Raw genomic sequence first — 14271 nt, forward strand, 5'->3', positions numbered from 1 at the left:
CTACGACTTCATCAGATTGATCTGGTCGACGTTCAGGGTCTGTCGTGAACGGAAGATGGCGATGATGATGGCGAGTCCGACGGCGGCCTCAGCCGCTGCCACCACCATCACGAAGAATACGAAGATTTGTCCGGAGACGGCGTGCCAGCGATGCGCGAACGCCACGAAGGTGAGGTTGACCGCATTGAGCATCAGCTCGATGGACATGAAGACGCTGATGATGTTGCGCTTGATGAGGAAGGCAGCCACGCCGATCGAAAAGAGAACGGCTGCAAGAATGAGGTACGCCGAGATAGGCACAACCATTACTGCTCCTCCTTGCGTGCCAGCACGACTGCGCCGAGAATCGCGACCAGGATCAGGACCGAGGTCACCTCGAAGGGCAGCAGCAGCCGGGTAAAGAGTACACGGCTGATCTGGGCGATGTTGTTCACCGGATCGTTCAGGAAGCCGCCGAGCTGTGCGTTGCCGATGGCGCTCGACTCGGTGAGGAAGATGAAGCTGAGCAGGCAGAAGACGGCGGCCGCGCCGGGGATTCCGGCAAAGTAAGCCGCGCGGCTTCCGGTCGTATGCTCTTCCTCACCCGCGTTCAACAGCATGATGACAAAGACGAAGAGCACCATGACCGCGCCCGAATAAACGATCACCTGCGCTGCTGCCAGAAACTCGGCTCCCAGAGTCCAATAGAGGACCGCAAGCGACATCATGACCACCACGAGCGAGAGTGCGCTGTTGATCGGATGCCGCTGCAGCAGCAGGTTGAGCGCTCCTAGTATGGCCAGCGCGGCGAAGATGATGAAGAGTGCGAGTTGCATGGCTCCGTCGTGTCCTTCTCGAGCGTGTCTTTCTCAGATACGTCCGATGTTCATGTTGCGACTGCTGGCTGTACTGCTGATTGTAAACGGCTAACGTCGCCGTTCTAACGTCTAACTGCGGAGCGCAAGAACGAGTGCGGTAGCAAGAATATTGGCCATCGCCACCGGCAGCAGGAACTTCCAGCCAAAGGCCATCAGCTGGTCGTAACGGAAGCGCGGCAACGTGGAGCGTACCCAGATGAACAGGAACAGGAACGCGAAGATCTTGATGACGAACCAGAAGATCGGCAGGATCGTGTCGAGGAAGCCGCCGAAGCTGGGGAAGAGGTGTCCGAAGGGGCTCGCCGCGCCGCCGAAGAAGAGCAGCGTGGCGACGCAGGAGACCGTAATCATGTTGGCGTACTCGGCCATGAAGAACATCGCGAACTTCATTGAGGAGTACTCGGTGTGGTATCCGGCGACCAGCTCGGACTCGGCCTCGGGGAGGTCGAAGGGCGAGCGGTTGGTCTCGGCGTAGGCGCTGATGAGGTAGGTCAGGAAGCCGACGATCTGGAGGCCGCCGAGGACGTTCCACGACAACGCTCCATGCGCGGACTGGCTGTTGACGATGGTGCGCAGGTTCAGCGATCCGGCCCGCAGCACGACGCCTACCAGCGAGAGCCCAAGCGCCAACTCGTAGCTAATCATCTGCGAGGTCGCGCGTAGCGAACCCAGCAGGGCGAACTTGTTGTTGCTCGACCAGCCCGACAGCGCGATGCCGTAGACGCCGATGGAGGTAATGCCGAGGATCACCAGCAGGCCGATGTTGACGTTGGCGATCTGGAAGAGATCGACGCCGTGGAAGGTCGTGAGCGCGCCGAACGGGACCACCGATACGGAGATGAGCGCGCAGCTCAGCGCGATGATCGGGGCGATGAGGAAGAGAGGGCGCTCGACAAGCAGAGGGGTCAGGTCTTCCTTGAGGAAGAGCTTGATGCCGTCGGCCAGAGGCTGCAACAGTCCGCCCGGGCCTACGCGCGAAGGTCCCCAGCGGTTCTGCATCCGGCCGATCACCTTGCGCTCCAGCAGCACGGTGTAGGCAACGGCCGTCAGCGTAATCACAAGCACGACAATGATCTTGAGCACGCTCAAGAGAAAAAAGGTCTGGAATTGGGTCAGGTTGCTCACGTCTGTTGTCTTCTTCCTGGCTTTCTTCTGGCCTAATCGGCGGCGGTCTGGTCGAGTATCGGCAGCTTACGCGCCTCGTTCTCTTGAAGGTCAAGGAGCATCGCCGAGTAGTGGCCGAGTGTTCCAGAGGTAAACAGGGTATCGCCCGAGGGCAGCACGAGATCGCGACGGTTGGAGATCTGAACGGTGGTTGGCGCGGTCTCGAGGTGCTGGTCGTTGCCGCTCAGCAGTTGCAGGCGAAGGATGTTGTAGCCCGGCACCAGCCGCTGGATCTCATCGAGGATCGCGAAAGGATCGAACGGGCTGAGGCGCGGCTCCATATTGTTCGCCGTCAGCCAGACTGCATGACGATCGGCCTCGCCGGACTGTGCGCCACGGGTCTGGCCCATGTCGGCACGCAGGCCCTTGCCGAAAGGAATCAGCGTCGGGATGTGCGCGCCCATCTTGTCGGCGATGCGCACGATCATCTCGAAGTCGGTGCGGACGCCCGCACGGTCGGCGGCCTTCTTGACCAGTTGCAGATCGCCGTAGTGATTGGTCACCGAGCCGGACTTCTCATAGAGGTTCGCGGCCGGAAGAACCACATCGGCCAGCACCGCCGTCTCGGTCATGAACATCTCCTGCACGACCAGGAAGGTGTTCGCGAGCGTGGCGGGATCGACGTCATAACGCGCCACTGGGTTCGAGCCGACGACGTAGAGTGCGGAGAGCTTGCCTGCCGCTGCGGCGTCGAAGATCCCGAGCATATCCAGGCCCGGCGTCTCCGGCGACTTGTACTCGGCGAAGACCTCGGAGCCGACCGGGGTGTAGCCCGGCAGAAGATCAGGCAGCAGACCCATATCGGCTGCGCCCTTGGAGTTGACGTAGTCGGAGAGCAGGGCAAACTTCGCGCCCGGGATGCTGAGGCCGAACTCGACCAGGTGCTTCAGATCCTGTCCGCGCAGCTCGGAGCCAATCAGGATCAGCAGGTTCTCGGTGCTCTTCAGGGTCGCGCGCAGAGTGGCCAGCGCTTCGACGTTCTCTACCGCTCCCGAACCAGCCGCATCGTCGCCCGCAAGGAAGCTCGCCAGAGGACCGTAGCCAAACGGCTGCAACTTGACGAAGGCCTTCGCCTGCCGCCGCAGCTTGATCTCTTTATCGTTCGCGATATATAGCTTTGCGCCGTTGGTCCGAACGTTGGTTCGCAGGTTCCAGGCCGTGGCCGGAGACTGGTTGGTAGGATCGCCGCCTACGATCAGTACATCCTTCGCAGTCAACGTATCGCGCAGGGAAGCCGTGCGGCCCTTCTGCCCCGACAGAGCATGCGCGAATGCCACATGATCCGCCGTGCGGTGGTGGTCGATGTTGTTGGTGCCCAGTACCGTGCGAGCAAACTTCTGCAGCAGGTAAGCCTCTTCGTTGGTCAGGCGGTTGCCGCCAATCACACCGATGGACTCGCCGCCGCGCGTCTCGCGCAGTTCCTTCAACTTCTTGGCCACATGGTCGAACGCGGCCTCCCAGCTTACGGGCTGGAGCTTGCCGTTCGCCTGCCGAACCAGCGGCTGCGTGATGCGGTCGTCATGGTTGGCGAAGTCGAATGCGTAACGTCCTTTGTTACAAAGGAAGTCACCATTCATACCCGACTTGTCGCGGTTGTCGCCGCGCACAATCTCGGAGCCGTCACCGGTCGAGCGCACGCCCAGCGTGGTCTTGCAGCCATCGCCGCAGTGCGTGCAGACGGTGGCGACGTGGTTCATCTCCCACGGCCGCGTCTTATAGCGGTACGTGCCCGAGGTCAACGCGCCCACCGGGCAGGCGTCGATGCACATGCCGCACTGCTCGCAGTCCACGTGAGCAAGATGATCCTCAGCTACAGATGGGGCAACATTCGGCGCGATGATCGCGGACGATCCGCGGTTCTGGACGCCCAGCGCGAAGACGTCCATGCCCTCGCCGCACATGCGCACGCAGCGATAGCACAGGATGCAGCGCGGACGGTCGAAGTACACCACCGGCGACCACTTCTGCTCCTCGCGATGATTCTTCGGCTCGGCGTAGAACGACTCGGCCGCACCGTACTTGAAGGTCATATCCTGCAACTCGCACTCGCCGCCCGCATCGCACACCGGGCAGTCCAGCGGATGGTTGCCCAGCAGCAGTTGCAGCGTCGCCTTGCGCGCCTGCGTGATCTCCGGCGTCTCGGTCGAGACCACCATGCCCTCTGCAATCGGCGTCGTACAGGCCGTCTGCAGCTTCGGCATCTTCTCGATCCGCACCACGCACATCCGGCAGGCAGCCTGCAGGCTCAGCCCGGGGTAGTAGCAGAACGCAGGAATGTCGATCCCCGCGGACTTGCAGGCCTCGATCAGCAGCGTCCCCGCGGGTGCGGTGACCTTCTTTCCATCAACGGTAAACGTCACGTCAGCCATAGTGAATCCTTATCCAGCGTCCTGCATTGTTACCGCGCCTTCCGCAACAAAATCTGTTGATCGGCGCTTCGGTGATGCTCCCTCGACTTAACCAGCATCGCGACAAGCAGCACCGCGACCATAAACAGTGCGAGCGCCAGCCCGCGATTCGTCAATGCGCCGCCCCAACAGGGTGATGCGCCTGTTCGGTGATGATCGGCGTTCCAGCCTTCTTGCCTTCGATGTAATCTTCAAACTCTTTGCGGAACTTCTTCACAAAGCCCAGAGTCGGCATCGCAGCCGCATCGCCAAGCGGGCAGAAGGTTCGGCCCATCATGTTTTCGGCCAGGTACTGCACGTTGTCGACGTCCTTCTTCATGCCGCCGCCCTCGTACACGCGGGTCAGGGTCTTCTTGATCCAGTCCGTTCCCTCGCGGCAGGGGATGCACCAGCCGCAGCTCTCATGCTGGTAGAACGAGATAACCCGCAGAGCGAACTCGACGATGGAGACGGTCTCATCGAGCACCACGATTCCGCCCGACCCTAGCATCGTCCCGGCCTTGCCCATCTGGTCGAAGTCCAGGCCGACGTCGATCTCATCGGGCAGCAACACCGGGCAGGACGAGCCGCCGGGCACCACGGCCTTCAGCTGTTTGCCGCCTTTGACGCCGCCCGCAACATCGTAGATTGCCTTCTTCAAGTTGTAGCCCATGGGCAGCTCGTACACGCCCGGCCGCTCCACGTGGCCGCTGATGCCGAACAGGCGCGTGCCGCCATTGCGCTCCGAACCCAGCTTCGAGTAAGCCTCTCCGCCCATCAGCAGGATGTGCGGCGCGCTGGCAATGGTCTCGGCGTTGTTGATGACCGTCGGCCCGCCATATAACCCAACCACAGCAGGGAAGGGCGGCTTGATGCGCGGCACACCGCGCTTGCCCTCGAGCGACTCCATCAGTGCCGACTCTTCGCCGACCTCATAAGCACCCGCACCCGTCTGCGTGATGATGTCGAAGTCCACGCCCGAGCCGAAGATGTTCTTGCCCAGGAAGCCCTTCGCGTAGGCGTCAGCGACAGCCTTCTCGACGATCTTCAGCAGATAGCGATACTCGCCGCGCAGGTAGATAAAGCCGAGCTTCGAGCCAATCGCCAGCCCGGCAATCATCGTGCCTTCGATCACCGAGTGCGGGTCTTCAAGGAAGATCACGTGGTCCTTGCATGTACCGGGCTCGGACTCGTCGCCGTTCACCAGCACATACTTCGGCTTGTCGATATTCTTCGGCACAAACGACCACTTCAACCCGGTGGGGAAGCCCGCGCCGCCGCGTCCACGCAGCCCGCTCGCCTTCATCACGTTGATGATCCACTCCGGGCCTTCGGCGATGGCCTGCTGCACGGCCTTGTAGCCATCCAACTCAATGTACTTGTCGATGTTCGCCGCACCCATGCCAAACCGCCGCGACAGAACCTTTACCTCATCCGGATGCGATACGAGACGTGGCATTACTTCACGTCCTTTCCGTTGCCCGCCGCATACTGCGCGAGAATGTCGTCCACCTTCACGGTCGTCAGATCGTCGTGAAAGTCGTAGTTCACCTGCATGGCCGGAGCCCAGCAGCAGGCCCCGATGCACTCGACTTCTTCGAGCGAAAAAAGACCATCTTCGGTTACTTGTTTGTGTCCAATGCCGAGCTTGGCCTTGCAGTGGTCGAGGATCTCGTACCCGCCGCGCAACATGCAACTGATGTTCGTGCATACCTGCACGTTGTACTTGCCCGCCGGCGTAGTCCGCAGCATGGAGTAGTAGCTCAGCACGTTGCGCACGTCCAGGTCGAAGAGGTCGAGCCGCTTGGCGATCTCCTGGATCGCAGCCTCGGAGACGTATCCGATCTCGTCCTGCGCGTAGAGCAGCATCGGCACCAGTGCCGAGCGCTTCACGGGGTAGATCGTGACGAGTTTATCGAAGCGGGCCGCCATCTCTGGCGAAAAAATCGTATTCGCGATTGCGCTCATCTTGCTCCTGCTGCCGAATCTGAATCTTTCGAGTCTTACTAATGTTTCGAGTTTGGCCTATGCGTTATAGCTTCAGATTACCGCAACTACAGGGTGAGCCAGCATCTGCCGAGCCACCCTCTCTGCCGCCATGTCCATATCGTCCGTTGTGGCCCCGATCCGAACGCTTCCGTCTTCGTTGAGCGCGAACGTCATCTGCTCGCCCGCACTGCCTGTTGCCTCATCCTGCGTGAACCGTAGCCAGCGGGTATCGACCCGCAGCACAATCTCATCCTTGCCGATCTCAACCACTGCATGATGCGTGCTGTTCAAGCCATGCGCCGCAGCGTACACCCGAAGCATCGAGGCCCAGGACGTCCAAAGCTCGGTCCTGAGCCGCGCATCCATCTATCGGTCGATCTCTCCAAGCACGATATCAATTGATCCAATCACAGCAACCACGTCCGCAATCAGCCGTCCCTTGCACATCGTCTCGAGCGCCTGCAACGTCGCAAATCCGGGGTTCCGCATGTGTACGCGATAGGGCTTCGCCGTGCCGTCCGACACCACGTAGTAGCCCATCTCGCCGCGCGGAGCCTCGATGGCGTGGAAGACCTCGCCAGCCGGAACGCCGAAGCCCTCGGTCACGATCTTGAAGTGATGGATCAGCGACTCCATCTGGGTCTTCATCTGCTCGCGATCGGGAAGAATGATCTTCGGAGCGTCGGCCACGATGCGGCCACTCGGCATTCCGTCCAGCGCCTGCTGACAGATCTTCACCGACTCGCGCATCTCCTGCATCCGTACTATATACCGCGCCCACACGTCGCCAACCGTCGAGGTCGGCACGTTGAACTGGAACTTCTCGTAGCCCGAGTAGGGCATATCCCGGCGCAGATCCCAGTCGATGCCCGAAGCCCGCAGCGGGGGGCCGGTGACGCCCAGAGCAATAGCATTCTCCGGCGAAAGATAGCCCACGCCCTTCAGACGGCCCATCCAGATCGGATTGGTCTGAAGAAGACCCTCATACTCGGCGATCTTGCTGGGGAAGGTGGTCAGGAACTCCTGCACCTGTCCGTAGAAGTCCGACGGTGGCTCCAGTGCCAGCCCGCCGATGCGCATGTAGCTGGTCATCATGCGCTGGCCGGAGATGTTCTCGAAGATCCTCAGCAACTGCTCGCGCTCGCGAAAGCAGTAGAGGAAGACGGTCAGCGCGCCCACGTCCATGGCGTGCGTTCCCAGCCATACCAGGTGCGACTGGATGCGCTGCAACTCGTTCAGCAGAACGCGCATGTACTGCGCGCGCTCCGGAATCTCGAGCCCCAGCAGCTTCTCCACCGCCAGGCAGTAGGCCGTGTTGTTCGTCATCGGACACAAGTAGTCGATGCGGTCGGTCAACGGCACCACCTGCTGGTAGAACTTCGCCTCGCAGGTCTTCTCGATACCAGTGTGCAGGTAGCCGATATCGGGCGCGCACGAGACCACGGTCTCGCCGTCGATCTCGATGACCAGGCGCAGAACTCCGTGTGTAGACGGGTGCTGCGGGCCCATGTTGATAATCATGGTGTGATCGGGGCCGGGCTCGCTGCTGGTGTGGCGGGCGGCATCGGCGATGACCTGCTCGACTCCCGGGTCGATATCGCGGTTGATGTCGTACTCTGGCGGCGCTGCGGTAGCCATTAGCGGTAGCCCTCCACCGGGTAGTCCTTGCGCAGCGGATGCCCCTGCCACTCTTCCGGCATCATGATCCGTCGCAGGTTGGGGTGCCCACCGAAGTGGACGCCGAAGAGGTCGAAGATCTCGCGCTCGTAGAAGTTTGCCGAGGGCCACACGGAGGTGATCGAGTCGAGCGAAGCGTCCTCCGAGCTGAGCCGTACGGCCAGCCGAACGCGCTGCTTAAACTTATGGCTCAGGATGTGGTAGGTCACCTGGAACCTCGGCTCAGACGGATACCAGTCTACTCCGGTCACGTCTTCGAGGAAGTTGTACCCGGCGGCCTGTACCGTCTTGGCGGCGGCAATAATGGATTCGCGCGGAACGTAGATGGTCAGCTCGTCGCGGTCGAACTTGGCGTCGTTGGCGAGACCCTGAAGCGCGACGACTGCTGCATTCTCAGGGTGCGCCGCAAAGACGGCTTCGGTGCCGGTCAGGGCAGTGGCGGGATCGTACATTTAGAGGTCTCCCTTGTCGTTGGCCCAGTTCAGGATGCCCTTCTTCCATACGTAGAAGAGGCCCACGGCGACGAAGCCGATGTAGACCAGCATCTCCCAGAAACCGAAGAGCCGCGAGCCAGTGATTGCCGGAAGCTGCCGATAGATGACCGCCCAGGGAAGCATGAAGACGGCCTCGACATCGAACAGGATGAACAGCATCGCCACCAGGTAGAAGCGCACTGAGAAGCGGCCGCGGGCGTCGCCCACCGGGTCCATGCCGCACTCGTAGGTCTCGCTCTTGGTGCGGGAGTTTTTGTGTTTACCGATGAAGAATGAGGCTCCGACCATGCCGCCGGCGACTGCCAGGGCGACCAGGATCTGGAGCACGAGAGGAAGGTATTGCCAGAGATACGGATATGTCTGCATGGCCATGTTTTACGTTAGATTCAGCATCGTCAAGAGTCAAGCAGCGGGCGGTAATGGGACGTATCGAACTGTGGATAGCAGGTGTCGGCAAGCCGCCGCGACCGCGTCTTTACTGGAGTCTCGAGAGCTTCGAGATTTCAGCGTAAAGCCGATTTCGGACCAGTTTAGGCCGGATTAGGGCTGAGGCCGCCGAGTCCCTATACTTGGGTGGTGGCTTCCTTGTACATCTTTGAACTGGCCGGGTTTTTGGTGGGGCTGCTCTTCGGCAGCTTTCTGAACGTCTGTATCTCACGGGTGCCGGAGGGGCTGAGTGTGGTCTCGCCCCGATCGCGCTGCCCTCAGTGCGGAGCAGGGATTCGGTGGTTCGATAACCTGCCGCTCGTAAGCTGGGTGCTGCTGCGGGCCCGTTGCCGCGACTGCGGAAAGGCAATCCCGTGGCGGTATCCGGCGGTGGAACTGGCGGTGGGCGTCTGGTTTGCCGTGGTCGTGCGCCAGTTGGCCGTAGCGGCTGTGACCACCCCGGGCGAGTATATCGACGTGATTGGCTTTGCCGTCCTGGGCTTCCTGTTGATCGGCCTGATCGTGATCGACTGGCAGACGCTGCGGCTACCGGATGAGTTCACTCTGCTCGGTGTGGCGATGGGGTTATTCCTGGTCTGCTCACAGGCTATCTTCCTGGGACCGGGCGAGGACCAGATCGTCCTCAACACCAGCCATCAGCTCAGGCTCTCCAGCCCCGGCAGCTTCGCGGCGCGCGGGAACGTCTTCCTGACCGGGCCGGAGGCGCTGATCTTCGGACGGATAGCGGCGGTAGTGGGTGCGGCACTGCTCCTGCTGATGGTGCGGTGGATCTATCGGGCTCTGCGCAAGCAGGACGGGCTGGGGCTGGGCGACGTGAAGATGCTGGCGATGATCGCGGCGTTTCTGGGCTTCTGGCCGACAATGGTGGCCCTATTCGTCGGGGTGCTGTGTGCCGCTCTATACGGAACGGTGTTGATGCTGCGCGGCCGGGCACATGGGCTGACGAAGCTGCCGCTGGGAAGCTTTCTGGGGATCGGCGGGCTGGTCGCGGCGCTCTGGGGTGATCGCGTGGTGGAGTGGTATCGAGGCCTGCTGGGGTAATTAAAGGCACGGCTTGGTCGGAAATAAAAATCTTCGCTGCCGACCAACGGAAGGCCCCATGCCGAGAATTCCCCTATGCCGCCCCGAGAACGGTACGAAGTACCTAGAAGTCGACGTGCATTCGGACGGATTCGACCAGCACCGGGCCTCGGTCCTGGTTATATCCGGGGTGGTTGATGTACTGAAGATCCAGCGCGTAGAAGACGCCGCGCCACGCGTGCAGGTTGTAGTACCCCTCCAGCGTGTCTTCGCGAGCGTAGTTCAGCTTGCCGTCTCCCAGGATGAAGCCCTTGCCGCCGAGCGCCAGATACGTCTGGTGATCCTTCTTGATGGCGTTGGTGACGAAGGTCAGGCCAATCTTGTCCAGAGGCCGGTTGAAGGCGCGGCCCGAGTAGTCGGCGCCCATCTCGTAGGTGTCGTCCACCTCGGTGTAGGCGTACGACTCGTGCTGGCCCTCGTTCCAGCCGAAGCGGCCAAAGGCTCGCAGATAGGGCGTAATCTCCTGCTCGACGTTGAGGCCGACTCCGTACTTCTGCGTGGTGCGGAAGGCGTGGTCCGTAACCTCCGGCGTCTTTGTAAGCCCGGCGAGAAAGGCCTTGTTGGCGTCGCGGTAGACGCCCATGTTGGCGTCGTTGACGAAGCCGAGCACCCGCACCACGCCCTTGCGCTCAGGCTTGAGCAGCGATCCCAGCAGGCCGCGGTGCAGCTCGAACTCGAAGTTCTGAGCGCGGGCGCGGCGCAGGTTCCACTCCAGGTCAATGCCGTTGGCGACCGTGGGCATCAGGGCCAGTCCGTAGCGCGCATTGAAGGTGGGCGAGTAGTACTCGGTGACGAAGCCGTAGGTGTAGCCGCGAGTGTCGGCGGCGTAGTCCCACGCGCCGTTGTTGTCGACGGTCCAGTTCATAAACTGGAGGTGCGAGTCTGTGCCGATGGAGTTCTGGTCGAAGAAGTCGGGCATCCCCATCTTGCCGACATGGAACTCAAGCCGTCTCTCGGGCAGTTGTGTGGCCAGCGAGAACGGCGTTCGAGGGGTATCGGTGAGCTTGCTGGAGAGTCCAACGACCTGGTGCAGCTCCACGCGGGCCAGGTACGGCGTAGAGCCGAGATTGGGATTGCGGACGACGTCGAGGTTGGTGAACCCGGCGAGGCCGAGCGCCTCGGAGATACCGCGTCCTCCGGCAGATTCTTCGTCGTAGATGATGTCGGTGGCGTACTTCGGCCGCGTGTTGAGCTGGAAGCCCAAAAAGAGTGTGCCGACCATCGACGTTTTATACTCGCCGCGGCCGAGCAGGCTGTTGGGGCCGGAGTAGGGCGAGTGGAACGGCCCGTGGGCCTGAAAGATGATATTGGCTTGTCCCAGGATGAGGTAGCGCGTGTGGTCCGAGTGCGGAAAGAGCGTGGCGACCGGCTCGGAGGCGTCCTGATCGCTGCTATGGTCAGCACTCTGGCTGACGGGCTGGGGAGCATCGGGCATTGGCTGCTGCTGGGCATAGGAGCAGGGAGCGGCGAGCAGCAGGGCGGCCAGCAGGCTGGTCGTAGGGGAGAAGGTCATGGAGTTCCAATCATCTATGGCCTTCGTGAACAGAATAAGAATCTGCGGCGAAGGTTTTGTGGATGCGATGTTTTGTATCTGCGAAGGTATCTATAACAGAGTAAATGGGATGGCCGCAGCCGCATACGGGCTGCTTGACCGGCGTATGTTGATCGGTTATGTTCTTGTCACACGGGAAAGGAGGATGGTCCAGCCTATGAAAATTAAGAGCAAGAGTTGCACAACGGTACGTGAGGTGACTGAGGCTTAGAGCATCCCGCTCTTCGTCCTGGCGTTCCACAGAAGTTCTACGCCGAGGCCCATCCGAGTGCGGATGCCTCAGGTCAATCTCAACAGTTCACCGCCAGAAGGCCCGCCGCTCGCTTGAGCTGCGGGCCTTCTGTTTTATGGTCGTGGCGGATTTAGAATGGCAACCATGGACCCTTTGGTAATTGCAGGTAGGCACTTCGAGTCGCGGCTGATCGTGGGGACGGGGAAGTATAAGGACGGGCCGGAGACCAGGGACGCGATCCTGGCGTCGGGTACGGAGATGGTGACGGTGGCGGTCAGGAGGGTGAACCTGGACCGCAACTCGGAGTCGCTGCTGGACTATATCGACCCGAAGAAGTACTTTCTGCTGCCGAATACGGCTGGTTGCTACACGGCTGAGGAGGCGATCCGGGCGGCTCGGCTGGCGCGTGAGGTGGGGCTGTCGGACTGGGTGAAGATCGAGGTGATCGGCGATCTGCCGACGCTCTACCCAGACGTGGCGGCGACCGTGGAGGCTACGCGGGTGCTGGTGAAGGAAGGCTTCACTGTTCTGCCCTATACCTCTGATGACATTGTTTTTGCGAAACGCCTGATCGACGTAGGCGCGGCGGCGGTGATGCCGCTGGGAGCGCCGATCGGCACGGGCGTGGGAATTGCGAACCGGCACACCCTGACGATGCTGCGCGAGCTGATTACCGAGGTTCCGCTGATCTGCGACGCCGGGCTTGGCACTGCCTCCGACGCGGCGCTGGCGATGGAGTTGGGCTACGACGGTGTACTGCTGAACACCGCCATCGCGGGGGCGAAAGACCCGGTGCTGATGGCCTCGGCGATGGGCAAGGCGGTGGCGGCTGGTCGCGAGGCCTTCCTGGCGGGCAGGATGCCGAGGAAGCTGTACGCGTCGGCCAGCTCGCCGATGGAAGGTATCTCTAAGTAGTAGCTGCGGCTGCTCTCTGGATGGTGGTCCAGAGGGCGGCCACGTCGGCGGCCTCGGTGGCGATCGCGCCGATGGAGATGCGGACCATCCATTGACCATTAATGACGGCCGGGGTGAGATAAGCTTCGCCGGAGCGGTTGACGGCCTCGGCCCAGGCGCGGGTATGGGCGTCGAGAGCGTCTCCAGTCAAGTTTGGCGGCTCGTGGCGGATGCAAATGGTTTGCAGGACAACGTCGGCCAGGACGCGCCAGTTAGGAGTGGCGGCGATCTCGTCGGCCAGGGCGCGGGCGTTGGCGATATCGCGGCGGAGACGGGCTTGCAGGCCGGTGACGCCCTGCTCGCGGATGAGGAACCAGAGCTTGAGCGCGCGGAAGCGACGGCCCAGCGGGATGCCCCAGTCGCGGAGGTTGCGCACCTTGCTGTCGTTGGACGACTGTAAATAGCTGGGGTTGGTGGACATGACCCGGACCAGATGCTCGGGGTCGCGGACGAAGTAGAGGGAGCAGTCGAAGGGCGCGCCCAGCCACTTGTGGGCGTTGACGACGATGCTGTCGGCGGCCTCGATGCCGTCCCACATCCAGCGCAGCTCGGGCAGGATCATGGCCGAACCGGCCATGGCCGCGTCGACGTGGAGCCAGAGGCCGTGGCGGGCGGCCACCTCGGCGATGGGCGCGATGGGGTCGATGGCGGTGGTGGCCGTGGTGCCGGTGGTGGCGACGACCGCGCAGGGATGGAGACCGGCGGCGAGGTCGGCAGCGATCATCTCGGCCAGGGCGTCGGGGCGCATGGCGAAGTCTTCGTCGCAGGGAACCAGCCGGATATTGTCGCGGCCAAAGCCTGCGAGAAGCGCGGCCTTATCCACAGAACTGTGGCTCTGGGTGGAGACGTAGATGGTTAGCGGATGGGTCTCGGCCTGGAGGCCGCCGTGGACGAGGGCAAAGCCGGTGGCACGCTCGCGGGCGGTGATGAGGGCGACAAGGGTGCTGGTCGAGGCGGTGTCCTGGATGACGCCGGACCAGGCGGCGGAGAGGCCGGTCATCTGGCGGACCCAGTCGAGGACGGCCTCTTCGACCTCGGTGATGGCGGGGCTGGACTGCCAGGAGAGGCCGAGGACGCCGAGGCCGGTGCTGGCGATGTCGCCGAGGATGCCGGAGAGCAGGGCGTTCGAGGGGAAGTAGCCGAAGAAGCGGGGGTGCTGCCAGTGACTGAGGCCGGGGAGGACGACGCGGTCGAGGTCGGCGAGGACGGCGGCGAAGGGCTCGGGCTGCTCGGGCGGCGCGGCGGGGAGCTGGGCTCGGATCTCGCCCGGCTCGGTGGCGGCCTGGACGGGACGCGTGGCGAGGGTGGCGTGGTAGTCGGCGAGCCAGTCGATGAGCTGATGGCCGTAGCTGCGAAACTCTTCTGGGGTCATGTGTACTTCGTACCGTTCTCGGAGGGTCTGGGTAGATTATCTCCTGATGGCACTTCGTGCGGCCTT

Annotated in this window: 14 protein-coding genes; 2 read left to right on the top strand and 12 right to left on the bottom strand. The window is 62.2% G+C overall.

The genetic code is table 11. The features are described from left to right. From nuoK to FTO74_RS08185, 10 genes are all read right to left on the bottom strand, one after another. The gene (nuoK, locus tag FTO74_RS08140) at positions 1-306 is read right to left on the bottom strand and encodes an NADH-quinone oxidoreductase subunit NuoK (protein WP_162537690.1); all 306 of its coding nucleotides are present in this window, start codon (positions 304-306) and stop codon (positions 1-3) included. Continuing rightward, positions 306-815 (bottom strand): NADH-quinone oxidoreductase subunit J, encoded by a 510-nt coding sequence (locus FTO74_RS08145; protein ID WP_162537691.1) that lies wholly within the window; start codon positions 813-815, stop codon positions 306-308. Before FTO74_RS08145 ends, nuoK begins: the two co-directional genes overlap by 1 nt. Positions 816-926: 111 nt before the next feature. Next, positions 927-1982 carry an NADH-quinone oxidoreductase subunit NuoH gene (gene nuoH / locus FTO74_RS08150; RefSeq protein WP_162537692.1) on the bottom strand — a complete coding sequence of 352 codons (1056 nt, stop codon included), beginning with the start codon at positions 1980-1982 and terminating at the stop codon, positions 927-929. Between the two features lie 32 nt (positions 1983-2014). Next, positions 2015-4390, bottom strand: coding sequence for a molybdopterin-dependent oxidoreductase (locus tag FTO74_RS08155; RefSeq protein WP_162537693.1), 2376 nt, complete (start codon positions 4388-4390; stop codon positions 2015-2017). Positions 4391-4541: 151 nt separating this feature from the next. After that, positions 4542-5867 (bottom strand): NADH-quinone oxidoreductase subunit NuoF, encoded by a 1326-nt coding sequence (gene nuoF / locus FTO74_RS08160; protein ID WP_162537694.1) that lies wholly within the window; start codon positions 5865-5867, stop codon positions 4542-4544. Continuing rightward, complete coding sequence (locus tag FTO74_RS08165; protein WP_162537695.1) at positions 5867-6376, bottom strand: NAD(P)H-dependent oxidoreductase subunit E; 510 nt, start codon at positions 6374-6376, stop codon at positions 5867-5869. The genes nuoF and FTO74_RS08165 overlap by 1 nt, the downstream gene beginning before the upstream one ends. A gap of 72 nt (positions 6377-6448) precedes the next feature. Continuing rightward, positions 6449-6763, bottom strand: a complete 315-nt coding sequence (locus tag FTO74_RS08170; RefSeq protein ID WP_162537696.1) for a transcriptional regulator — start codon at positions 6761-6763, stop codon at positions 6449-6451. Next, positions 6764-8035: an NADH dehydrogenase (quinone) subunit D gene (gene nuoD, locus FTO74_RS08175; protein WP_162537697.1), complete on the bottom strand. Its 1272-nt coding sequence runs from the start codon at positions 8033-8035 to the stop codon at positions 6764-6766. After that, entirely contained in the window at positions 8035-8526 is a 492-nt protein-coding gene (locus tag FTO74_RS08180) for an NADH-quinone oxidoreductase subunit C (RefSeq protein WP_162537698.1), read from the bottom strand. Before FTO74_RS08180 ends, nuoD begins: the two co-directional genes overlap by 1 nt. Continuing rightward, positions 8527-8934, bottom strand: a complete 408-nt coding sequence (locus FTO74_RS08185) for an NADH-quinone oxidoreductase subunit A (protein ID WP_162539777.1) — start codon at positions 8932-8934, stop codon at positions 8527-8529. A gap of 210 nt (positions 8935-9144) precedes the next feature. Here FTO74_RS08185 and FTO74_RS08190 point away from each other — a divergent pair, with 210 nt between their 5' ends. After that, entirely contained in the window at positions 9145-10056 is a 912-nt protein-coding gene (locus FTO74_RS08190) for an A24 family peptidase (protein ID WP_162537699.1), read from the top strand. A gap of 103 nt (positions 10057-10159) precedes the next feature. Here the strand turns inward: FTO74_RS08190 and FTO74_RS08195 are convergent, their stop codons facing one another. Further along, positions 10160-11608: a carbohydrate porin gene (locus tag FTO74_RS08195; protein WP_162537700.1), complete on the bottom strand. Its 1449-nt coding sequence runs from the start codon at positions 11606-11608 to the stop codon at positions 10160-10162. A 415-nt stretch (positions 11609-12023) separates the two neighbouring features. Between FTO74_RS08195 and FTO74_RS08200 the strand changes: the two genes are divergently transcribed. Beyond that, positions 12024-12794: a thiazole synthase gene (locus FTO74_RS08200; protein WP_162537701.1), complete on the top strand. Its 771-nt coding sequence runs from the start codon at positions 12024-12026 to the stop codon at positions 12792-12794. Here FTO74_RS08200 and FTO74_RS08205 read toward each other — a convergent pair. Further along, complete coding sequence (locus FTO74_RS08205) at positions 12787-14205, bottom strand: pyridoxal-dependent decarboxylase (protein ID WP_162537702.1); 1419 nt, start codon at positions 14203-14205, stop codon at positions 12787-12789. The genes FTO74_RS08200 and FTO74_RS08205 overlap by 8 nt on opposite strands. Positions 14206-14271 lie beyond the last annotated feature (66 nt).

The sequence above is a fragment of the Granulicella sp. WH15 genome, assembly GCF_009914315.1.
Taxonomy (GTDB): Bacteria; Acidobacteriota; Terriglobia; order Terriglobales; family Acidobacteriaceae; genus Edaphobacter.

Excerpts from the sequence above, each read along its gene's own strand:
- FTO74_RS08145 (WP_162537691.1), bottom strand. The coding sequence starts at position 815 with ATGCAACTCGCACTCTTCATCATCTTCGCCGCGCTGGCCATACTAGGA.
- nuoD (WP_162537697.1), bottom strand. The coding sequence starts at position 8,035 with ATGGCTACCGCAGCGCCGCCAGAGTACGACATCAACCGCGATATCGAC.
- FTO74_RS08195 (WP_162537700.1), bottom strand. The coding sequence starts at position 11,608 with ATGACCTTCTCCCCTACGACCAGCCTGCTGGCCGCCCTGCTGCTCGCC.
- nuoK (WP_162537690.1), bottom strand. The coding sequence starts at position 306 with ATGGTTGTGCCTATCTCGGCGTACCTCATTCTTGCAGCCGTTCTCTTT.
- FTO74_RS08185 (WP_162539777.1), bottom strand. The coding sequence starts at position 8,934 with ATGCAGACATATCCGTATCTCTGGCAATACCTTCCTCTCGTGCTCCAG.
- FTO74_RS08200 (WP_162537701.1), top strand. The coding sequence starts at position 12,024 with ATGGACCCTTTGGTAATTGCAGGTAGGCACTTCGAGTCGCGGCTGATC.
- FTO74_RS08205 (WP_162537702.1), bottom strand. The coding sequence starts at position 14,205 with ATGACCCCAGAAGAGTTTCGCAGCTACGGCCATCAGCTCATCGACTGG.
- FTO74_RS08170 (WP_162537696.1), bottom strand. The coding sequence starts at position 6,763 with ATGGATGCGCGGCTCAGGACCGAGCTTTGGACGTCCTGGGCCTCGATG.
- FTO74_RS08165 (WP_162537695.1), bottom strand. The coding sequence starts at position 6,376 with ATGAGCGCAATCGCGAATACGATTTTTTCGCCAGAGATGGCGGCCCGC.
- nuoF (WP_162537694.1), bottom strand. The coding sequence starts at position 5,867 with ATGCCACGTCTCGTATCGCATCCGGATGAGGTAAAGGTTCTGTCGCGG.
- FTO74_RS08180 (WP_162537698.1), bottom strand. The coding sequence starts at position 8,526 with ATGTACGATCCCGCCACTGCCCTGACCGGCACCGAAGCCGTCTTTGCG.
- FTO74_RS08155 (WP_162537693.1), bottom strand. The coding sequence starts at position 4,390 with ATGGCTGACGTGACGTTTACCGTTGATGGAAAGAAGGTCACCGCACCC.